Below are 20,180 nucleotides of genomic sequence, written 5' to 3' on the forward strand. Positions count from 1 at the left end.
GGTGCTAAACCTGTATCCTTTGTTGGTGTTAGAGGATTTGTCATGGAGTGTAGTGAACCAGGTGCGATTCGTAATGAGGAACTCATTGCCTACCTTGAGGGCGAAAAAGTGCGGCCCGCGGTGGTTGAGCACCTTGCGCGCTGTCAAAAATGTTCGTTTCAACTTGCCTCTTACCGCCAGGTAGAGGGTAAGCTTACTCGCAGACTCTATCGTTGGGATTGCCCGCCGAATCAGGTGCTGGGTGAATACCTGCTAGGGATGCTTGATGGTAATGTGGCTTCATCGGTGCAGTTGCACTTACATATGTGTGTGCTCTGTAGTGCTGAAATGGCGATATTAACCAACTTCATGGCTGTAGAGCCGCTGGTGTATGCTCCTGTCGCTGCCGGACAAGAAGTGGGGCAACCTGCTGTACCCGTTAGCGAGCAGCCATTGCAAGAGATTAAACGTACGATTGAGCAGGTTCGCGATCAGGCCGCGTCAGGAATCCGGCGTATTGCTGCGCTCCTCCTGCCTCCACAGCCTGGACTTGCCTATCAGCGTAGTGCTGGCGGCCAGGATCTTAACTGGCCGCGCAACTATATGGCAGATGATGTCATGATCTCTTTGCAACTAGAGCATAGTCCCAAGTCCCGAGGGGCTCTACAGTTGATTGGCTTTGTCACGCGGCAAGGGACCGCCGTCAATGCTTTGCAGGGAACAACGGCCCGCTTGCTGACAGATGCAGGTGTGGTGCAGACACAACATATTGATGAATTAGGGAATGTCATCTTTTCTGCCCTTGATCCCGCCACCTATACCATGGAAGTGCAGTTGCCCGAAGGTATCGTTGTTGTGGATCAATTGCCCCTGAATAAGCAAGAATAATAAATACTATAAGTTGATAAACATATGACCCCTCAGGATCTAGTGGCTGCAGTGGTTGGAATGAATGAGGAGCAGGGTCGGCAATTATTGCAGGATCATGTGCCTTTCTTTAGTTCCGCCGCCCTTGATCGGCTGGTGTATGCCTTGAAAAAAGAGGCCGATCACCATTGGAATATTGATGCCGAGCGTTCACTGACGCTTTCAGGGTATCTTTTGCTGATCGGGGATCTGACCAAAAGTGTCTATTATCATGCCCTTGGCTTGATGGCGCGTGGCGATGCCTTGCGGCGTCTGGGGCGCAACCAGGAGTCCTTGCCGTTTTTTGACGCGGCTGGCGATGAGTTTCTCTCTATTAAGGATGAGGTAAGCTGGGCACGGACGCGTTTTGGACGTATTAATGCTTGTCTGGGACTTAACCGTACCAGCGAAGCGTTGCAGGATGCTGAGGCGGCGCGGACAATTTTTATGCGCCATGGCAAACTGCTACGGGCTGGCCAGATTGATGCGAATGCGGCGATCTTTAATTACGAGCTTGGTCACTATGAGCAGGCATTACGATTATTTGATCGCGCTATTGAAACCTATCTTTTACATGGACAGGATGTGGACCTGTATCTGGCACGGGCTCAGGGAAATAAAGCGCTGACACTGGCGGCCCAGGGGAAGTTTCGTGAGGCCGAGGCGCTTCATGAGCAGGCCCGGGCAACGTTCGCTCGCTATGGGGATCAGGAAGAGATCTCGGTGGCGCGTGAAGAGCTCAATATTGCTGAGATCTCGGCGTCGCAGGGTCATTATAGCCGGGCGTTGCTGCTATATAATCAGAGCCGTGAGCGCTTTCAGCGCCATGCCATCATCTTTGCGGCTTATGAGGTAGCGCAGCAGATGTGCCTCTGTCTGGTGCGCCTTAATCGCGCCCATGAGGCCTATGATCTGGCTGGCGAGACCGTCGAGTATTTCCGTACCGCGCCCGCCCAATCCCACTATCTGGCCCGTTCTCTGATGCAGCAAGCTGCCGCGGCAATCTTATTGGATGATGTGCGTGGCTCGGAAGAGATGCTCCGTGAGGCCAGTAATCTCCTTGAGGCCGGTGGTTTTAATCGCCTGGCAGCCCTGGCTCGTCTACAGCGGGCCGAGCTCTATTTCGCGGACCAGCAGGTTGAGGCCAGTGCGGTTGAGGTCGAATATGTCGCGGATATCTTTGCCGAGCAGGAGGATCTGCCCCGCCTAGCCCAGGCTATCCTGCTTCAGGCCCGTATCGCCGATGCCCATGGCGATATCCTTACGGCACAGGATCTCTGCGCGCAATCCCTGGATGTTGCTCAGGGACAGGGTTTGCTGGATCTGCAATATCGCTGCTTTGATCTCCTGGGCCAACTGGCCGAGCGGCGCGATGATCTGGTGGGTGCCGCCAGCTATTATGATCGTGCGATCCAGGGTATCGATGAAGTCCAGAGCCGCCTGGTGTTGGATGAACGAACCAGTTTCCTGGAAAATAAAGGTGGGATCTATCAGCGGGCAATTACTCTGGCGCTACGCCGTCGAGAGGTGGCGCAGGCGTTGACGTATGTGGAGAAGGCCAAGTCGCGTGTATTGGGTGATTATCTGCGCCACAACATCGATATTCGTCTGCGGGCCGATGATCGTATGAGTGAGGATATCCTGGATGCTCTGGTGAAGGCTCGTGAAGAGCAGGCCTGGTTTAGTTCGATTGTCTACCATACCGAGGACGAAGCGAATTTAAGTGATACCGCAATCATGCGTATCCGCTCGGTTGATCCTCATACAGCCCGTCAGGAGATGCAGCGTCGTGAGCGCCGCATCGAGCAGCTATTTGAGCAGATCCAATTGCGTTCCGCCGGCTCCCTGGTTTCGCGCCCCCGTTCCAACTGGTCCGATTCCAGTGCTTCTACCCTGGGTAGGCAACTAGATACGGGAACGCTGCTGGTTGAGTACTATCTGACGGATCAGGATCTCTATATTTTCCAGTTGACGCGTGAGTCTGTGACGGTGAGTAGCGTGCCAGGTGCGGTCCCTCAACTGGAACGCCTGTATTCTCTCTGGCGTACGAACCTGGATCTCTCGGGCCGGGCCGCCATGACCAGTGATCAAGGTCAGGCTTTTCATAGTCTACAGGGCAATAGCCTGGGTCTGCTTAAGCGCCTCTATGATCTGTTACTGGCACCCATTTCAGCACAAATCCAGCATTGTCGGCACCTGACCGTTGTGCCCTATGGTATGTTGCACTACATCCCATTCCACTGCCTCTATGATGGTACCCAGTTTGTGATCGAACGGACCGAGCTTTCCTATCTGCCATCGGCCAGCTTGATGGACATCTGCCGCAAACGCGGTCAGTCTGTGCTATCCCAGCACGTGCCCCTCTACAAATCACTGGTGATGGGCTTATCGGATAATGGTCGGCTCGCCTATGCCATTCAGGAGGCGCAGACGGTGGCGCAACAATTACAGGTTCCTGCTGCCTTCAACGAGGCTGCTACCGCCTCGCTGTTATGGAATCGTGGACCATCCAGCCCGATTGTGCATATCGCGGCCCACGGCCTTTTCCGCCTGGATGCACCGAATTTTTCCCATATCCAGCTGGCCGATCGCCAACTCAGTACCATCGAAGTCTTCAACCTGAATCTGGCGCGCTGCTCACTACTCGTACTCAGCGCCTGTGAGACCGGACGGGCCGTTGTTGGGGGTGTTGATGAGGTTATGGGCCTTGGTCGTGGCTTCCTCTATGCGGGTGCCGCCTCCTTGCTGCCCACCCTCTGGAAGGTCGACGATGCCAGCAGTGCCGAGCTCATGGAGCTTTTCTACCAGGTCTTACTGCAAGGAGCCAGCAAAGCCGCCGCGCTCGCCTACGCCCAGCGCATCTTTATCGCCCGTGCCCGCGCCTCCGATCGTTCCTATCGCATCCACCCCTACTTCTGGGCCGCCTTCCACCTCATTGGCGATGCCGGTCCCTTAACATAGTCCTCTTCCTGGCGACCCATTCTTTTCCTCTGCTATACGGATGAATGCAATTTTGTTATAATGCAGGCAGTTTTTCGCTCTAAAACAGCATACCCATCACCCGTCAGACATTACATTTTTTGTAGAAATGGGTCAGCACAGCTATGTTATTGACGATTTCGACCACACATCAGCCAGCCACAGATCTTGGCTATCTGCTGCACAAAAATCCTGCGAGCCTGCAGAGCTTTTCTTTGAATTTTGGTCAGGCCCACGTGTTCTATACGGAGACCAGCATCGAGCGCTGTACCGCAGCGTTGTTACTGGATATCAATACTGTTGATCTGGTACGTAGCAAGGATAGCAGTATCTCCATGGATCAATATGTGAATGATCGGCCCTATGTCGCCTCCTCGTTTCTGAGCGTCGCCCTGGCCGACGTGTTTGGGGCGGCCCTGAATGGACGTTGCAAGCAGCGACCGGAGCTGGTTACCTCAGCAATCCCTCTGGAGGCTAAAATCACGGTTATCCCTTCGCGTAAGGGGGAAGAGTGGCTACGAAAACTGTTTGAGCCACTTGGCTATCAGGTTGAGACGCTACAACATGGCCTGGATGCGGAACACCCTGAGTGGGGGGACAGCCCTTACTTTACGCTTACACTCAGGGCCACCTGTCGTCTGAGTGAATTGCTCACCCATCTCTATGTCTTGATTCCGGTATTGGATAATGCTAAGCACTACTGGATCGGCAACGACGAGGTCGAGAAGCTGTTAAAGCGTGGGAGTGGCTGGCTCCAGGGTCATCCCGAGCGTCGGCAGATCGCTTATAATTATCTGCGCCATAAACATAATTTGACCCGTGATGCTTTGGAGCGCCTGCTAACTGAAGATGTGCAGCAGGAAGAGGATACAGCCTCGGCAACTGAGGCCGAGGAAGCAGATGTAACTACGTCCGGTAGCATTATAGATGTTGAGCCTGCCGTGGAGAGCGTACCTGCCGTTGAAGAAAAGCGTACCAGTCTGCACGAACAGCGTTTGGATGCGGCACTGGAGGTTTTGAAGCAGAGTGGAGCCAGACGTGTGCTTGATCTGGGTTGTGGTGAGGGTCGCTTGCTCAAGAAGTTACTACAAGAGAAAAATTTTGAGCATATCCTGGGACTGGATGTTTCTTATCATGCTCTGGAACTGGCGCAGAAGCGTTTGCATATGGAGCGCATGGCGCCTCGTCAGCGTGCCCGTATTACCTTGCTGCATGGTGCCCTGACCTATCGCGATAAGCGTCTGGCCGGCTATGATGCTGCCGCTGTCATTGAAGTTATTGAACATTTGGATCCAGCGCGTCTGAGCGCCTTTGAGCGTGTGCTCTTTGAGTTTGCACATCCTGCTACGGTGATCATCACTACGCCGAATGCCGAGTATAACGTCAAATACGAGACCCTGGATGCCGGCACGTTTCGCCATCAGGACCATCGCTTTGAATGGACGCGGACACAATTCCAGGATTGGGCCGCACAGGTCGCTGAGCGCTCTGGCTATCAGGTACGCTTCGCGCCTATTGGGACTGAGGATACTGAGGTCGGAGCCCCTTCACAAATGGGCGTTTTCTCGCTTAGAGCTGCTAATGCAGAGGATGAGATATGAAAGTAACTATTCCAGAACTCTCGCTGGTCGTCCTGGTTGGTCCATCCGGCTCAGGTAAGTCCACTTTTGCCCGTACCCATTTTAAACCGACCGAGGTTATCTCCTCGGACTACTGCCGTGGCCTCGTCTCTGACGATGAGAATGATCAGGCGGCCACGGAGGATGCCTTTGCGGTCCTGCACTTTATCGCTGCTAAACGTCTGGCGGCTGGTAAATTAACCGTCATCGATGCGACCAATGTACAGCCAGAGTCGCGCAAGGCCCTGATCGCGTTAGCCCGTCAGTATCATTGTTTGCTGACCGCGATCGTCTTTGACCTGCCTGAAAAGCTGTGCCAGGACCGTAATCGGGAGCGGGCAGATCGCCAATTTGGACCGCATGTGGTGCGACACCAGTTGATCCAGATGCGTAAGTCGCTACGTAATTTGAAAACCGAGGGCTTCCACAATATCTATACCCTTTCTAGTCCTGAACGTATCGCAGATGTGCAGATTGAGCGCGAACGGCTCTATAGTAACTTGAAGCATGAGCATGGTCCATTCGATATTATTGGTGATGTGCATGGCTGCTTTGTTGAATTGTCTGCACTGCTCCAGGAGCTTGGCTATGACATCCGGCACGACGAGCAGGCGATCCCACAATTTCAGGTCTCGCATCCAGAGGGGCGCAAAGTTGTTTTTCTTGGTGATCTGGTAGATCGTGGTCCAGCCACGCCGGCCGTTTTGCGTCTGGTGATGGATATGGTCGCGGCAGGTGTGGCGCTGTGTGTGCCGGGCAATCATGACGTCAAGCTGTTGCGCAAGCTCAAAGGTAAGGATGTCTCGCTAAAACATGGTATCGTCGAGTCCTTACAACAATTGGAGCAGGAACCGCCGGACTTCAAACAGCGCGTGGTCGATTTTATTGATGGCCTGACCAGTCATTATGTGTTGGATGCTGGTAAGTTGGTGGTGGCCCATGCTGGCTTGCAAGCCGGCATGCAGGGACGTGGCTCACGCGCTGTACGCGAGTTTGCGTTGTATGGCGAGACTACCGGTGAGACCGATGAGTTTGGTTTGCCCATTCGCTATAACTGGGCCGCCGATTATCGCGGGAGCGCCATGGTTGTCTATGGTCACACGCCTGTCCCCGCACCTGCATGGCTCAATCATACGATCAATATCGATACAGGCTGCGTTTTCGGTGGAAAATTGACCGCCTTGCGTTATCCTGAACAGCAACTGGTAGAGGTAGAGGCCCGGCAGGTCTATTGTGAGCCTGTGCGCTCATTACATCCTGTCGAGACGCCGGATGTCCTTTCGGCCCAGCAGGCTAATGATGAGGTGCTGGATGTTGAGGATGTGATTGGGAAGCGTCTGGTGCAGACACGTCTGCAGCACAAAGTCACGATCCGTGAAGAAAATGCCATTGCTGCTCTGGAAGTTATGAGCCGCTTTGCCGCCAATCCCAAATGGCTGATCTATCTGCCGCCCACGATGTCGCCGAGCGAAACCACGCAGGAACCGGGCCTGCTTGAATATCCCGAGGAGGCGTTTGCCTATTATCGCCATGAAGGAGTCGAGCGCGTCGTCTGCGAAGAAAAACATATGGGGTCACGTGCCATCGTTATCGTGTGTCGTGATGAGCAGGCGGCCCGGAACAGATTTGGCGTGATCAATGAAGGTATCGGTATCTGTTACACGCGTACCGGTCGCCGCTTCTTTGATGATCAGCAACTGGAAGCCACCCTCCTACAGCGTGTGCAGCAAGCCCTGACCGCCACCAATTTCTGGGAACGCTTCGAGACAGACTGGGTCTGTCTGGACTGCGAGCTCTTGCCATGGTCCGTTAAAGCGCAATCCCTGGTCCTCAAGCAATATGCCGCCGTTGGCGCGGCCTCGCGTACGGGCCTGGACCAAGCTTTGCAGGCCCTTGAACAGGCGCGTAGTGATGGCAGCGAAAATATTGATGCGGTCTTGGAGAGCTATCGGCAGCGGCAGGGACTGGCCCGACGTTATGTGGACGCATATCGCCAGTATTGCTGGCCCGTCAATAGTATCGACGATCTAAAGATAGCGCCATTCCACCTGCTGGCTACTGAAGGCAAGCTCTACATCGATAAAGATCATGTCTGGCATATGCAGACCCTGGCCGAGATCTGTCGCGCCGACGAAAAGATCCTGCTGGCCACCCCCTATTTGATTGTGGATGTCAATGATCCCGCCAGCGTCGAGCAGGGAATTGGTTGGTGGAAGCAGGTCACGGCCCATGGTGGTGAAGGCATGGTTGTCAAGCCCTTTGACTTCATCGCCACCGGCAGGCGTGGAACCTTACAGCCGGCCATTAAATGCCGTGGATCAGAGTATTTGCGCATCATCTACGGACTGGAATATGATGTGCCTGAGAATCTGGCCCGCCTGCGCAAACGTGGTCTGAGTGCTAAACGCTCGCTTGCCATGCGCGAGTTCGCCCTCGGTATCGAAGCCCTGGAACGCTTTGCACACCATGAGCCACTGCGCCGTGTCCACGAATGCGTCTTCGGCGTCCTCGCCCTCGAAAGCGAGCCCGTTGATCCCCGCCTATAACATCAGTAAACCCAGGCATACCGCTCCCCTTGCAGTTGGCCAACTGCAAGGGGAGCGGTATGCCTGGTGGTATATCGTGCTCCGCATACTTAATCATCAGGGGGGACGTATTTTTGCACTTGCCTCTTGCGGGAAAACAAGCCCTCTGAACAGGCTAGCACAGCAGTCATGATTGGTATACTTTTCTGGCAGAACACTCATTCGTGAGTGCTCCTTACGAGAAAGGAATCATCATGCTTATCGTTACTGATGATCACCTCAAAGCAGAGGAAAACAGGTACAGATCAGGAGATGGCATTATTGGGTCTTCGCCTTCTGTTTGACATGTTCGACTGACTCTTCGATCAGACGTTTCAGCGTGGGCAGATCAACATCGTCAAGACGCTTAATGTAAAGACACCCCCCGCCTCTGGTGTGTTTGCCCAATTGCTTGAGCAGGTCGTGAGACGGTTCAACGCTGCCCATGTTGTAAAGCGTCAAATTTTGCTTGCGAGGCGAGAAGCCAGCGAGGATCGTATCACCCTCGCGTCCACTTTCATACTTGTAATGATAGCTGCCGAATCCAACGATACTGCTGCCCCACATCCTGGGTTCCATTCCAGTGACCTGCTTTATGAGTTCCAAGAGTGTGAAGCTATCTTTCCGCTTCTGCTCATCAGAGATGCTGTTCAGAAATTGTTCAACATCCTGGTCGTTGGGAGTGGTTTTGTTTTCTGCCATGATTTCCTCCTTGTAGGCCTGGTAGGCTGATTCTACGCGCATGAGACGCATACCAGTACAGTTAAAATGAGATCAGGGTAGTACAAGGGTTCTAGCTCTATTCTACCACAAAGGGGTATTCCAAGTAACGTATAAGTGCGATTCTATATAATTTTGCCACGCCTGCCGCTATCCCAGTTTCTTTGGCACGCTCGGCTGCTGTTTCCCCGAACAGGACAATGGGCGCAGACGCTCGTAGACCTCCTGTTCAGGCCAGAGGGTTGCTTGCTGAATGTCTTGCCAGTTGTGGGTGCGTTCGCGGCGTTTCCGCTTGCGGGTAGGCATGGTGCCCCCTTCTCGTCGTGGTTCCTTTCCCCTGTTCCTATGTTGGTTTGTCCAGACAAGAGTAACGCCCACCACTAAGAAGGCTAGGAAATAGCCATTTCGAGCTAGTAACTGCTTCTGCCTTCTTGCCTCTTCTCAGCATATGCTCCCGTTGTACCCGCAAGAGGCGAATGCAAAAATACGTACCCCCCTGATGATTAAGTATGGTGCCTCGTGCAGAGATGCGCTCAATCGAAAAGTACCGCACTTATGTATGAAACTACAAGCAAGACCAGCAGCACCGCCATGATGATCGTAACAACGCGATAAGGTCTACGCACTAAGGTCAGATACCCGATGGTAAAGACTGCAGCCGATGGAGGGCTACTATGCATAAAAGTCGGTATATAGCGGCTGCCGGGGAAAAAAATGATCCCGACAAAGTAAAGTATGGTGATTATCAGGATGGAGATGATCCCAAGCGTTCCTCTAAGGAATGGTTTGGGTTCTTTTATATATGTATACATTGCAATGAAAAGGAATATGAAAAAACAGATGTAGATAAATACTTCTCCACCAACATCTAGCGCTTGTCCTGTAATGGTTGCATGAATTGCTGCCATGTTCTATCCTCGTATTTATAATAGGTAAATATATGGTTATTACGTGGAAGAAATGTTGCTAGATTCTATATAGAGAGAAGAGGGTATGATGAAGCTGGCTATTGTGCCATTAACGCTGGCGGTCTGTCGGCTGGCAGCGGATGAGCCGCTTCCTGGCTGGGCTGTACAGCGGCATGGCTTCTTTTCGATTACGGCTACCGGGGATGAGTTGTCGATTGTCTGTGCGGCGTCGGCTGTGCCTGAAGGCATACGGTGTGAGCAGCCATGGCGAGCAATCAAGATTGTGGGGACGCTGGACTTTTCGCTGGTCGGCATTCTGGCCTCACTGGCAGAAGTGTTGGCACAGGCACAGATCTCCATTTTTGCTATTTCGACCTTTGACACCGATTATATCCTCCTCAAAGAGCCTCAACTTGAGCGGGCCAGAGTAGTCCTGGAACAGGCGGGCCATGACTTTTTGGTGACATAATATGCAGCTAATACCTGTATATTCTCTTCTGCGGCTGACATTGTATCCAGATGAGTTCAACAAAACGTAATCTATGCAGATAGATTTATTCATCTTAAAAAAGAAAAATGAGGATAACAATGTCTTCAACAACTGATCCTAAAGGAATACAGCGCCCAACGGCCCAGACAACGGCCGGTGGAGAAGATCGCCAGGATGCAATGCGGCGCTATCGCATCCAATTTATTGCCTGGTGTATTGGACTTATTGTATTTATTATCACCTGTTTCATTGTCCATGGCCATCCTAAGCCCTATCCCATTGATTTGACCATGACACATGCGATCCAGGGATTTCAATTGCCGGCCTTCATTACTGCCTTATTGATCTTTCCTAGCACTCTCAATGATCCTTTACCGTCTGAGATTGCTCTGGGTACCTGGCTGACCTTTATGTTAGTTATGGCTCTGATCTTCAAACTGCGTGGCAAATCGCCGCTGACCTGGCTGCAATCAGTCGTTTTCCTGGTGGTGACCGTGATGAGTTCCGCAGGACTCAATGTGCTCGCCGACGATCTGGTTGGCCGTCCCCGACCAAATCCAAAGACTGATCACATCCACGTGGCTGGAGCGATTGTGCCATTTCCCACCTATCCATCTGGTCACACTGAGCACGATATTGCCTATTACGGATTTCTGCTTTACCTAAGCTTTCTGCGACCGGTTCGCGAATGGCGCTATCGCTGGTTCCTGCTGCCTCTGCAAATCTATGCTGTCTATGACATCTTAGTCATTGGCTATTCGCGCATCCTCGAAGGTGATCACTGGTTTACTGACGTGCTTGGAGGGTATCTGGAAGGGGCTGTCTATCTCTTCTTTTTCATTTTCCTTTATCGTTGGGTCACCAGTATGCTTGCCAAACGCCGAGCGGCTAAAGAGGGGCATCCTGTCGATAACAAAAAAGCTACCTTGCAAGTTCAATAGCAACAGGACAGAAAAAAGCGCGGCTCGATTGCGGCCGCGCTTTTTTCTGTCCTGTTGCTATTGTGGGGTTAGATGTTTAGAGAGCAGGAAGGCGCTGAAGTTGGCGACGCTCTCGATCTCTCCTTCGTCGAGCAGATTGACGATACGCTTGACCACTGTACGGCGTGGCTGGTTGGGTGTGGTAGGAATGGTGAAGCCGATGACACGGGTGTATTCTGGCTCGCGATCCTTTCTGATCTCTTCTGCCATCAGTTCCAGTAATTCCGCTAGATCCAGTCCCAGTGCCTGGGCCAGACTTTCCAGCACTTTGGCGGACGGATACTTTTGGCCACGCTCAATTTCGCCGACATAAATTTCTGACAGTCCGGCTTTTTCTCCCAGTTCTTTGATCGTCAGGCTGCGGTATTGCCGTTCCTGGCGTACAACACGTCCGATTGTTTCTTGTAGGTCCGCCATAGTTTTCACCCTCATTTTCTTATAAATATACTTCTTTATATTAAAGCATATGACCACCACAAAGATTTTGTCTCGACCTATGCTTAGAGCATTGCTCAGAATTCGACCTATGCTAACAGCATAGATATACCCTATCAGTATAGGCTATGAGCCTGCTATATTCAAGGTGTAGCAAGAAGTGTCGCGAGATGTGACATGTACGCTACTCGTGAGCTATGAAAAAGCTTAGTTGATTGCTAAAGAAGAGAAAGGACCATTCTATGTTTTTTACACCATCTGTTGGACGTTCACCTATGTTATCTGGTCCTGAAGTCCGTTCATCCTTACCAATTCCTACCATCTATGAGCAGCCTCCTGTCAAGCAGGTGCAATGGGAATACCATCTGCTGACCATCAATACCAGAGAGGATGCATTGCCCGATGCGGAGCAATTGAATGCTCTGGGAAGCGAGGGCTGGATTCTGGTGAGTGTGGTTGATGAGCGTGCGACTGGCAATGGGTCTCGTGTCTACTATTACTTTACACGTCAAAACATTCATGCATAACCTATTGGCTTGAAAGGAGCTTAAAGATATGTCCAGTTTATTAGTACCAACCGTGTTAGAGAATACTGGTCGTGGTGAACGTGCCTATGACATTTATTCGCGCTTGCTCAAGGAGCGCATCATTATGGTCAATGGTCCGGTTGAGGATACGATGGCCAACCTGATTGTGGCCCAGTTATTGTTCCTGGCCTCTGAAAGCTCGGAGCGCGAGATCAATCTATATATCAGTTCACCTGGCGGTGTCATCTCGGCAGGACTGGCCATTTACGATACGATGCGTTCGTTGCCTTGTCCGATTGCTACGACCTGTGTTGGCTATGCGGCCAGCTTTGGTACCATCCTCTTGTTGGCTGGTGACAAAGGTCGCCGCCGTTCACTGCCCAATGCTCGCATTCATATGCACCAGCCTCTGATCCAGGGTGGTATTGGTGGACAGGCCACAGACATCGATATCCATGCTCGTGAGATCCTCTACACCCGGGATGTGATCAATGGTATTATCCATAAACATACCGGACAGAGCCTGGAGCGCATTCGCAAGGATACTGAGCGTGACTTTTTCTTGAGCGCTCAGGAAGCTGTCGAGTATGGCCTTATCGATGAAGTTTTGCCTTTGTCAGACAAAGAATAGTGTCTGTACATTGGTCCTATAAGTTCAGGTTCGCCTCTCGCCAGGGCGAACCTTTTTTTAGTTGGTGTTGATATTGATGCTATCAATGGCGAACCATTGTTCAGGTGTGGCGATGGCCCCGAAGCGCAGTGAGCCCTGTGGAGTTGCGACCGCATACTGGTTATCCAACCAGGCGACAAAGCCGAGTGCGCGTGTGGGTGGATTGGGCGCGGTCAGGACATGGATACCATCGACCCAGAAGCGGGCGACTTTGGGATACCATTCAAGAGTATAAGTATGCCAGCCGGTCATATCAACGTCCAGAAGCGCTTCCCGGGTGCCGCTCAATCTTTGTAACCAGCGGGCTGCTGGCGCTGTATCTCGACTTAAGCGTCCCCACCCTGTCGCGAGCGCCGTTGGTAGGGTTGCTAATAAGGCGCCGGGACGCATGCTATGGACAACCTGGGCCTTCCAACCCCAGCCGGGTATACCTGGAACCAGGGCCATATTTGAGGGGGGCGAGGCATAGAAAAACCAGACCGCCTCTGGTAACATCAGGATATCGCCCCGCACTGAGAAAGGATAATTCCAGAAACCGAAGCCGGCCGTCCCGCGCAACACACTCAGGTCCTGAGCCGTTGTCTCCGCATTGGCCGCAGGCGCCGATGAGCGTGCTCGTACCTCCATCCGCAACGGTGGACGCCAGGGGAATTGCGAGCGTGCTAGCTGTCCATAGTCATCGATCTGTGCATCCGCATAGGCACCGTCCGCCGTCTCTGCCAGCTGCATTTGTAGCGCAGAATCCTCAATTCCTAATGTACCTGTGCCTACACAGCGTTGGGTCCAGCGTGGATCAATGTGTTGTTCGAACTCTTCGAAGAAACTGGTCGATTTCGTGGCTTTTTCCTTCTTTCAATAGCTAGCAAGAACATTTCAGGAAAATACAGAGCTAAGAATACTGAATTGGTGCTTTTGGATACAATTCACATACTCATCTGATGGAAAGCTCTAACAGAGCTTCTTCCAATTTTTGCCAGACCAGCAGGTCGGCCTGCAGATTACTTAGAACCTGTTGTTGGGCGGCCGCCTGTAGAATAGTTTCAGAGACCATCTGCCGGAACCTGGTAAAATAGGGTTTCTGTTGAGCGTGTGGCGGCATGACTGATAGGGCAATATCTTCTGGAGGATAGAAATCCTTTGCCTCAAAGGCCAGTGCTACCAGATCGGCATACCCTTTAACCAGATTGACGCGTGCAGATGGCAGAAAATAGTTGATTTCTGCGCTTGAGACCAGCAGTACCCCACCGACGCGTCCAGCATTAAGGATAGGGTAAATTGCCGCGCTTTTCTCATGTTCAACGTGCGTTGCTGGCATCAGATTGTGCTCGATCTCTAGATTCTGGATAATGCCTGGTCGACAGAGCGTGACCACGTTGCCGGCCAGGGATTCAGCTCCGAGAAACATGGCATTTTGTTCGAGATTGTTGCCCCAGGGGGGTGTACCTATTCCGACACTCTCACGTAGACTGCGCACCTTATAATAGGGTCCAGATGGAGGCATGCAGCGCACCACCCAGATAGACATGCCGCGCCGTTCCGGATCTAAATGGCCCAGGGCCTGTTGTAAGATAAGGTTGCAGGTAGACCAGAAGCGCAGATTCTCTGTGGTTGAGGCATGGGCTGCCAGGACTCGGGAATAAAATTCTGACGGAATAGTTGTAATCATCGGCTCCAGGATTGGAGGGGTAAAGTCTCCAAATCCCTGTTCCTCTTTGATTAACTTGCGCATCAGTTCTTGATACTTTGGTGGTAAGGCATTCAGTAATTGTCGCAGATTTTGTGGGCGTGGATCCGATTCGCCATTGATCCAGCGGGTGAGTGTAATAGGAGTAATCTTTAACGTTTCTATTAAATGTTGTTTTTCTTTATTATCCTTGATAATTATTCCTAATAATTCGCGCCATGTACGTGCTTCTTGCATATTTTTTACCCTATCGCTGAAATTGCTATGTAAAGCACCCCAGTATTCATCATCATATCAGCTAATGCTCATAACGTCAACTTGTGCCATTGATGCTTAGAGCAGGGATTTGCAAGGGTAAAAGCAAAAAATTGTAGTGTGAGGTGGCAGGAAATTGTCGGCTCAGCCGACAATTTCCTGCCACCTCACACTACAAGACTACTAGTCATTGGGATTTTCGTTGTAGTCGCGTGAGGCTTGTTGACCCAATCCTGTGAGAAAAGACCGAGTGATGATGTTTTCGCTTTCGCGACCGGTATAGGCTGTATTGCCTTTCCCGTCTCCTTTGGGAAGGAAGCGTGTAGAGATGCTCATAATGCCGGAGACGAGCTCGGGAAAAGCTCCATTAAGGCGAGCCAGGATCTGGGCGGGCAGAGTAATAATGATTTCTCGGCTGCCTTTGCGGGTCGCTTGCACGATCTTTTTGGCCGCATGCCTGGCGCTGGTAGAGAATGGTGGCAGTGTATCCAACAAGGTGAAGAGCGTATATTCTGTTTCATGGCTCTCACCTTTCATAACTGTATTGACCTGTGAGCCGGTGCGCATCAAACCAGGAATAACCGTCGTGACGCGTACACCATCCTGTGCCAGTTCAGCTTGCAGTCCTTCAGAGAAGCCAACGATGGCGAATTTGGCACTGGAATACGCCAGCAGGTGCGGCACACTGACGCGACCACCGACCGAAGCGATATTCACAATGCGTCCGCTCTGGCGTGCGCGCATCTGAGGTAGGACCGCCATCGTCATATTATATGTACCCCAGAACATCGTATCCATCGAGTTCTTAAAATCCTCGCGCGTCAACGTCTGCCAGGGACCGGCACTGATAATACCGGCATTATTGACCAGCACATCGATACCCCCAAACTGGGCCGTCGCCTGCTCTATCGTCCTCTCTACTTCCTGTGGATTCGACACATCGCAGGTAACCGTAAAAACCTCCGCCCCCAGACTCGCGATCTGTTTGCGTGCCTGATCCAATTCTTGTCCATCGCGTGCACACAGAACCAGTCTAGCACCCTCGTGAGCAAACTCCTCAGCGATCGCCAATCCCAACCCGCGCGAACCACCAGTCACCAACACCACCTTCCCATGTAAATCAATCAGATGACGTCGCTGCAAAAACTCACGAGCCACGCCTGCCCCCACCACAACCGCCAGCACCTTCCAGTTTTTTTGGAACATATTCATAAGTATTTGTAGTTCCCCTCTATTCTCAATCTTCACGCATACTATCGTTACAGAAATGAATGAACTACTATGTACACGGTCAATCCACTATTTTAGGCACTTTAGTTAACCCCGATCCAAAAATATTACGTCCTTTAGTTAACCCTGCTCCAAAAATATTATGCACTTTAGTTAACTCTGCTCCAAAAATATTATGCACTTTAGTTAACTCTGCTCCAAAAAGTAGGGAGTGTTGTCAGGCATCCCAAATCCCCAAAAAGTAGGGAGTGTTGTCAGGCATCCCAAATCCCCAAAAATAGGGAGTGTTGTGGAACAGGCTGCGCGGTGCGCAGCCTGTTCCACAACACTCCCTATTTTTTAAAATGCCGGGCACTTTAGTGCCCGAGTGCGCCCAAAGAAAAAACAGAATTAGTTCTTAATAGCCACCATCTGCAGCCACGTGCGCGGCACCTCTTTAAGCCCCATCTCCTCACCAGCCTGATAAACAGCCACATCCAACGCCTGAGCACCAAGCGCCAGCGGAATCCCCGGCAAAGCACCCTCAATAAAGAGCCAGTACTGACCCAGATCGCGCCAGCCGTCCAGCGAAATGATCGCATCAGTCTGCTGCGTCTCAACCTTCTCAAAGCCGCTCTGCTGCAAATCCTGAATATACTGATCCTTGGTGAGCCACTGCATCGCCATCGCCTTAGCCTCGCGGGACAGATGGGCCTCCGGATGCTCTTTTTTCAGCCAGCCAACTGCTCGTCGTGTCCATAAGCGATAGAAGCGCTCGGTACCAGGAACATACGTTCCTTCATAGAAGGCACTATTACAGCCGAAAATACCTCCGGGTGCCAGGATAGAGGAGACCTGCTGGAAGGCGGCCAGTTTGTCTGGTACCAGGTGGATGGCGTTACAGAAGAAGGCAGCATCAACATTCTGTACGATCTTTGGCAGATCTTCAGCCTCACCTTGCAGGAAGGTCGCAGTAATAGGCAGGCCTGACTCTTCCATTCCCTTTTCGGCACGGCGCAAAGCTTCGGCCGAAGGATCCACACCAACCAGTTTAATATTGTCAGTACGACCCTGTCGGACCAGTTCTTCGGCGATAAGACGTGTTACCGCACCGGTTCCGCAGGCCATATCTACAATAGTGAGCGTGGCGTTGTCCGCCGCTGGTTTCAGATGGGCCAGCGTCTGCTTGACCAGCGCCCGGTTTACCTCTGTATAAAATTCATGAGCCGCAAATGGCTCAAAAGTATAAAGATTCGTTTCATCAGTTTCAATAAGACCCATAATATAATAAGCCCTCCTTAACAAATTCTTGTTAAAAAGTTAGATGGTTTTCAACGCCAACTTGTTTCACTAACTTTGTTTCTTATAATTCGGCGTGCTGGCATGCAAACTACATATGTATTGACATTCCACCGTCCACTGCGAGAACCTGACCTGTGATATAGCCTGCTTCCGGTGAGCATAAGAATGCGGCGGCGGCAGCAACTTCTTCGGTAGTACCAAAGCGGTTAAGTGGCGTATTATCCAGCATATATTGGCGTTGTTGTTCATTGACGACTGATGTGAGTTCAGTTGGAATGAAGCCGGGGGCCAGTGCGTTGGAGGTAATATTGCGGCTCGCCATTTCGCGGGCCGTGCTCAATGTCAAAGAAATAATTGCGGCCTTCGATGCGCCATAGTTGGCCTGGCCAGCAGGACCCATCAGGCCGGCAACTGAGGCGATATTGACTATGCGTCCCCAGCGGGCCTTCATCATCCCGCGTAGCGCGGCTTTTGTGCAGAGAAAGGCTGCTCGTAGATTGGTATCCATCACGTGTTCAAAATCGGCCAGCGACATCTGAATAATCAATTTGTCGCGGGTCGTACCAGCGTTATTCACCAGGATTGCCACCGGACCAAAAGCTTTTGTCGCTTCCGCGAAGAGTCGGGTGACGTCTTCTTCCTTGCTGACATCTGCCTGGACCGCGATACAGCGCCGGCCCAGCGCCTCGATACTTGCTTTTGCCTCTTCAGCCGCGGCGGCATTACTGCGATAGTTGATCACGATATCTGCTCCTGATTGGGCCAGGCGATAAGCAATAGCCCGGCCAATACCTTGACTGCTGCCCGTGATCAAAGCAGCCTTTCCTGCCAGTGGAAGAGGATGTTCTTGTGACATATATTTTGTTCCTTCAATAGAAATAGAATGTATGGCTACAGCGCTTTTTGTAGTATAGCATAGCACGCTAGCATCCTCTCCTGATTCAAAGGATGCATTTATAATGCGCGTATAGTATGTAGATCTCCACCGCTAATTTTAATGGAGGGCGATCCGTGGAATGCGGGGAAGCGTGATATCAATTTTTTTGTCTAGCTCGGTTGTGCGGTCAACGATGGCTCCCCGGATCTGTTCATTGGTCAGGTTGCGTGTATTGCGCAGGTTGGCTCCAACCAGAATAGCATCGTAAAAGTCGGTGACCAGGGTATTGGTTTCGCTAAGATCTGCATCGGTCAGGTCGGCATGCATAAAGTTCGCGGCTGATAGGTCGGCCCGGTTCAGCTTGGCGCCGCGTAAGCAGGCTCCTGTGAGATCGGCCATAAAGAGATTGGCCTGGGCCAGATTGGCGTTACGCAGATCCGCATAGCGTAAGTAGCGATATGAGAGATCAAAGCCCGCTAGATTCGCTCCGTGGAAACTGCGGGGCATTTGTGGCATCGCATTCACAGGATCGGCAATGTGAATTTTTGTTGGTAGTGGTGTATCTTCGATGCGTGGTAGATGTGAAAGCTCATAGATTGCCCGATCCGTCTCCTGGAGCTTGCGGCGGCGCTCTTCAAGTTGTAGATGTTCAATATGCGCCATCAACCGAGCCTCCATCATAGCCCGATCTTTCTCTTGTTGCTCCTCCCAACGTTTCCTACGCACCTCTTGAGCTTTTATCCAGCCCTGTAACTGACTATAGAGTTTTTCAATACCTTGCTTTTGTTGCCGTGTTGCTGTTAATGCTATCCAGAGCACTAGCATGCAGGTAACAGTCACGCTAATAATTAAGATAATATCCGTCATCTTCATCACTTTCCCCCAATGGTTTCTATTTGCTAAAACGTCGCTACGCTGAGAGAGTAACGAAGATATTACCGATAGACCGTAGTATATTTCATGTTATTTTGTATACAAGGGGTTTTTGTGTGCTGTGTCTGGGTCCTCGGGATGATATAAGCTTGTTGACACTGTTTTCTTTTATAGACCTATGTAGCGTGAAAGCACTATAATAGCATTGCATCAAAAAAAATTATTACACCACGAATAGAAATGGTTTAAGAGGAGCCTCTATGTCACAATATAGCAATGTTTCGCCGACTTCATTTTTTCTCGATGAGGAGAACCGGGTACTCTACTTATCGTGGACTGACGAGCACGAGAGTAAACACGATTGGGAGCGCTTGCGCTGGGCCTGTCCCTGTGCCTGGTGTGCTGGTGAAGGTGGCGTTCCAGGTGTACTGGCCAGCAAGAAGAGCCTGAGTCGTGAAGAGACAACGTTGATTAATATCGAGCCGGTTGGCCGCTATGGACTAACCCCGGTCTGGGAAGATGGTCATAAGACGGGCATTTATACGTACGAAAAATTGCGTGCGATGTGTGATTGCGATGAGTGTAGGAAGAAAAGATCATAGAAAACAGTAACTGTTAGGATTCAATATCCCCCTCGTCTTAGGTAGTGGAAAAGAATAATATGATAGGAACAGTAAGGCATATTTTTTGTAATGCGCCCTATCTTTAGCAGTAGGCTACCAAAGGCGATGGAGGATAAAAAATGGGCATGAATGGGCGGCCCCCTATCTCAAAACGTATTGGTCCGAGGGCATCGCGGGTGCTCTTGCGTATTGTATTTGCGCTTGTTGTGAGTGGTATTCTTGTCCTGGCGTTTTTTGCTACGAATGCGCTTTCTCATTAGAGTTTTTAGCGCTGTGCTGGATTTTTGCCCTTATTGGGGAGCGTATAGCCCTGCCACACGCGGGCACTAAAGTGCCCATGCTTTTTTTAAATATGTTACAAAATCGTGCGCAATGCGCACGATTTTGTAACATATTTGCTGGTTTGCGCAGCATAGCAAAAGCTGGTTTGCGCAGCATAGCAAAAGCTGGTTTGCGCAGCATAGCAAAAGCTGGTTTGCGCAGCATAGCAAAAGCTGGTTTGCGCAGCATAGCAAAAGCTGGTTTGCGCAGCATAGCAAAAGCTGGTTTGCGCAGCATAGCAAAAGCTGGTTTGCGCAGT

General features: G+C 51.3%; 20 protein-coding genes. 9 read left to right on the forward strand and 11 right to left on the reverse strand.

Going from position 1 to position 20,180, the window contains the following annotated elements; genetic code table 11:
- Positions 1–42 precede the first annotated feature (42 nt).
- From EL633_RS17840 to EL633_RS17855, 4 genes are all read left to right on the forward strand, one after another.
- Positions 43–867 carry a hypothetical protein gene (locus EL633_RS17840; protein ID WP_126628481.1) on the forward strand — a complete coding sequence of 275 codons (825 nt, stop codon included), beginning with the start codon at positions 43–45 and terminating at the stop codon, positions 865–867.
- Between the two features lie 60 nt (positions 868–927).
- Positions 928–3,846, forward strand: coding sequence for a CHAT domain-containing protein (locus tag EL633_RS17845; protein WP_246039220.1), 2,919 nt, complete (start codon positions 928–930; stop codon positions 3,844–3,846).
- A 143-nt stretch (positions 3,847–3,989) separates the two neighbouring features.
- A complete protein-coding gene (locus tag EL633_RS17850) occupies positions 3,990–5,465 on the forward strand; it encodes a 3' terminal RNA ribose 2'-O-methyltransferase Hen1 (RefSeq protein ID WP_126628483.1) in 1,476 nt (491 codons plus the stop codon).
- A complete protein-coding gene (locus EL633_RS17855; RefSeq protein ID WP_126628484.1) occupies positions 5,462–8,029 on the forward strand; it encodes a polynucleotide kinase-phosphatase in 2,568 nt (855 codons plus the stop codon). Before EL633_RS17850 ends, EL633_RS17855 begins: the two co-directional genes overlap by 4 nt.
- 297 nt (positions 8,030–8,326) lie before the next feature.
- Here the strand turns inward: EL633_RS17855 and EL633_RS17860 are convergent, their stop codons facing one another.
- The 3 genes from EL633_RS17860 to EL633_RS17865 all read right to left on the reverse strand — a co-directional run bounded on the left by EL633_RS17860 (position 8,327) and on the right by EL633_RS17865 (position 9,675).
- Positions 8,327–8,749, reverse strand: coding sequence for a DUF1801 domain-containing protein (locus tag EL633_RS17860; RefSeq protein WP_126628485.1), 423 nt, complete (start codon positions 8,747–8,749; stop codon positions 8,327–8,329).
- A gap of 168 nt (positions 8,750–8,917) precedes the next feature.
- On the reverse strand, positions 8,918–9,073 hold the full coding sequence (locus EL633_RS36585) for a hypothetical protein (protein WP_161982217.1): 156 nt from the start codon (positions 9,071–9,073) through the stop codon (positions 8,918–8,920).
- A gap of 227 nt (positions 9,074–9,300) precedes the next feature.
- Positions 9,301–9,675, reverse strand: coding sequence for a hypothetical protein (locus EL633_RS17865; RefSeq protein ID WP_126628486.1), 375 nt, complete (start codon positions 9,673–9,675; stop codon positions 9,301–9,303).
- 85 nt (positions 9,676–9,760) lie between these two features.
- Between EL633_RS17865 and EL633_RS17870 the strand changes: the two genes are divergently transcribed.
- Together EL633_RS17870 and EL633_RS17875 are read left to right on the forward strand one after the other, a co-directional pair.
- Positions 9,761–10,144 carry an ACT domain-containing protein gene (locus EL633_RS17870; protein WP_246039162.1) on the forward strand — a complete coding sequence of 128 codons (384 nt, stop codon included), beginning with the start codon at positions 9,761–9,763 and terminating at the stop codon, positions 10,142–10,144.
- 119 nt (positions 10,145–10,263) lie between these two features.
- Positions 10,264–11,106: a phosphatase PAP2 family protein gene (locus EL633_RS17875; RefSeq protein ID WP_161982218.1), complete on the forward strand. Its 843-nt coding sequence runs from the start codon at positions 10,264–10,266 to the stop codon at positions 11,104–11,106.
- 57 nt (positions 11,107–11,163) lie between these two features.
- Here the strand turns inward: EL633_RS17875 and EL633_RS17880 are convergent, their stop codons facing one another.
- A complete protein-coding gene (locus EL633_RS17880) occupies positions 11,164–11,562 on the reverse strand; it encodes a helix-turn-helix domain-containing protein (protein WP_161982219.1) in 399 nt (132 codons plus the stop codon).
- Between the two features lie 260 nt (positions 11,563–11,822).
- On the opposite strand from EL633_RS17880, the gene EL633_RS17885 reads away from it, so the two are divergent.
- Both EL633_RS17885 and EL633_RS17890 read left to right on the forward strand, forming a co-directional pair.
- The gene (locus EL633_RS17885; protein ID WP_126628489.1) at positions 11,823–12,107 is read left to right on the forward strand and encodes a hypothetical protein; all 285 of its coding nucleotides are present in this window, start codon (positions 11,823–11,825) and stop codon (positions 12,105–12,107) included.
- Between the two features lie 28 nt (positions 12,108–12,135).
- Positions 12,136–12,738, forward strand: coding sequence for an ATP-dependent Clp protease proteolytic subunit (locus EL633_RS17890; protein ID WP_126628490.1), 603 nt, complete (start codon positions 12,136–12,138; stop codon positions 12,736–12,738).
- Positions 12,739–12,795: 57 nt separating this feature from the next.
- Here EL633_RS17890 and EL633_RS17895 read toward each other — a convergent pair whose 3' ends face one another.
- The 6 genes from EL633_RS17895 to EL633_RS17920 all read right to left on the reverse strand — a co-directional run bounded on the left by EL633_RS17895 (position 12,796) and on the right by EL633_RS17920 (position 18,971).
- Positions 12,796–13,506, reverse strand: coding sequence for a hypothetical protein (locus EL633_RS17895; RefSeq protein WP_126628491.1), 711 nt, complete (start codon positions 13,504–13,506; stop codon positions 12,796–12,798).
- A gap of 202 nt (positions 13,507–13,708) precedes the next feature.
- Positions 13,709–14,698 carry a hypothetical protein gene (locus tag EL633_RS17900; protein ID WP_126628492.1) on the reverse strand — a complete coding sequence of 330 codons (990 nt, stop codon included), beginning with the start codon at positions 14,696–14,698 and terminating at the stop codon, positions 13,709–13,711.
- A 201-nt stretch (positions 14,699–14,899) separates the two neighbouring features.
- A complete protein-coding gene (locus EL633_RS17905; protein ID WP_126628493.1) occupies positions 14,900–15,928 on the reverse strand; it encodes an SDR family NAD(P)-dependent oxidoreductase in 1,029 nt (342 codons plus the stop codon).
- A 408-nt stretch (positions 15,929–16,336) separates the two neighbouring features.
- Positions 16,337–17,206, reverse strand: a complete 870-nt coding sequence (locus tag EL633_RS17910; protein ID WP_126628494.1) for a class I SAM-dependent methyltransferase — start codon at positions 17,204–17,206, stop codon at positions 16,337–16,339.
- Positions 17,207–17,315: 109 nt separating this feature from the next.
- The gene (gene fabG / locus EL633_RS17915) at positions 17,316–18,083 is read right to left on the reverse strand and encodes a 3-oxoacyl-[acyl-carrier-protein] reductase (RefSeq protein ID WP_126628495.1); all 768 of its coding nucleotides are present in this window, start codon (positions 18,081–18,083) and stop codon (positions 17,316–17,318) included.
- 138 nt (positions 18,084–18,221) lie between these two features.
- Positions 18,222–18,971, reverse strand: coding sequence for a pentapeptide repeat-containing protein (locus tag EL633_RS17920; protein WP_126628496.1), 750 nt, complete (start codon positions 18,969–18,971; stop codon positions 18,222–18,224).
- Positions 18,972–19,237: 266 nt separating this feature from the next.
- Between EL633_RS17920 and EL633_RS17925 the strand changes: the two genes are divergently transcribed.
- Positions 19,238–19,579, forward strand: a complete 342-nt coding sequence (locus EL633_RS17925; protein ID WP_126628497.1) for a gamma-butyrobetaine hydroxylase family protein — start codon at positions 19,238–19,240, stop codon at positions 19,577–19,579.
- 258 nt (positions 19,580–19,837) lie between these two features.
- Here the strand turns inward: EL633_RS17925 and EL633_RS17930 are convergent, their stop codons facing one another.
- Positions 19,838–20,158, reverse strand: a complete 321-nt coding sequence (locus EL633_RS17930; RefSeq protein WP_161982220.1) for a hypothetical protein — start codon at positions 20,156–20,158, stop codon at positions 19,838–19,840.
- Positions 20,159–20,180 lie beyond the last annotated feature (22 nt).

The sequence above is a fragment of the Dictyobacter alpinus genome (assembly GCF_003967575.1).
In the GTDB taxonomy this organism is placed as follows: Bacteria; Chloroflexota; Ktedonobacteria; order Ktedonobacterales; family Ktedonobacteraceae; genus Dictyobacter; species Dictyobacter alpinus.

Coding starts and splice junctions, on each gene's coding strand:
- EL633_RS17905 (WP_126628493.1), bottom strand. CDS start 15,928: ATGAATATGTTCCAAAAAAACTGGAAGGTGCTGGCGGTTGTGGTGGGG.
- EL633_RS17845 (WP_246039220.1), top strand. CDS start 928: ATGAATGAGGAGCAGGGTCGGCAATTATTGCAGGATCATGTGCCTTTC.
- EL633_RS17900 (WP_126628492.1), bottom strand. CDS start 14,698: ATGCAAGAAGCACGTACATGGCGCGAATTATTAGGAATAATTATCAAG.
- EL633_RS17865 (WP_126628486.1), bottom strand. CDS start 9,675: ATGGCAGCAATTCATGCAACCATTACAGGACAAGCGCTAGATGTTGGT.
- EL633_RS17860 (WP_126628485.1), bottom strand. CDS start 8,749: ATGGCAGAAAACAAAACCACTCCCAACGACCAGGATGTTGAACAATTT.
- EL633_RS17870 (WP_246039162.1), top strand. CDS start 9,761: ATGATGAAGCTGGCTATTGTGCCATTAACGCTGGCGGTCTGTCGGCTG.
- EL633_RS17840 (WP_126628481.1), top strand. CDS start 43: ATGGAGTGTAGTGAACCAGGTGCGATTCGTAATGAGGAACTCATTGCC.
- fabG (WP_126628495.1), bottom strand. CDS start 18,083: ATGTCACAAGAACATCCTCTTCCACTGGCAGGAAAGGCTGCTTTGATC.
- EL633_RS17880 (WP_161982219.1), bottom strand. CDS start 11,562: ATGGCGGACCTACAAGAAACAATCGGACGTGTTGTACGCCAGGAACGG.
- EL633_RS36585 (WP_161982217.1), bottom strand. CDS start 9,073: ATGCCTACCCGCAAGCGGAAACGCCGCGAACGCACCCACAACTGGCAA.
- EL633_RS17910 (WP_126628494.1), bottom strand. CDS start 17,206: ATGGGTCTTATTGAAACTGATGAAACGAATCTTTATACTTTTGAGCCA.
- EL633_RS17885 (WP_126628489.1), top strand. CDS start 11,823: ATGTTTTTTACACCATCTGTTGGACGTTCACCTATGTTATCTGGTCCT.
- EL633_RS17875 (WP_161982218.1), top strand. CDS start 10,264: ATGTCTTCAACAACTGATCCTAAAGGAATACAGCGCCCAACGGCCCAG.
- EL633_RS17925 (WP_126628497.1), top strand. CDS start 19,238: ATGTCACAATATAGCAATGTTTCGCCGACTTCATTTTTTCTCGATGAG.
- EL633_RS17930 (WP_161982220.1), bottom strand. CDS start 20,158: ATGCTGCGCAAACCAGCTTTTGCTATGCTGCGCAAACCAGCTTTTGCT.
- EL633_RS17890 (WP_126628490.1), top strand. CDS start 12,136: ATGTCCAGTTTATTAGTACCAACCGTGTTAGAGAATACTGGTCGTGGT.
- EL633_RS17920 (WP_126628496.1), bottom strand. CDS start 18,971: ATGACGGATATTATCTTAATTATTAGCGTGACTGTTACCTGCATGCTA.
- EL633_RS17895 (WP_126628491.1), bottom strand. CDS start 13,506: ATGCAGCTGGCAGAGACGGCGGACGGTGCCTATGCGGATGCACAGATC.
- EL633_RS17855 (WP_126628484.1), top strand. CDS start 5,462: ATGAAAGTAACTATTCCAGAACTCTCGCTGGTCGTCCTGGTTGGTCCA.
- EL633_RS17850 (WP_126628483.1), top strand. CDS start 3,990: ATGTTATTGACGATTTCGACCACACATCAGCCAGCCACAGATCTTGGC.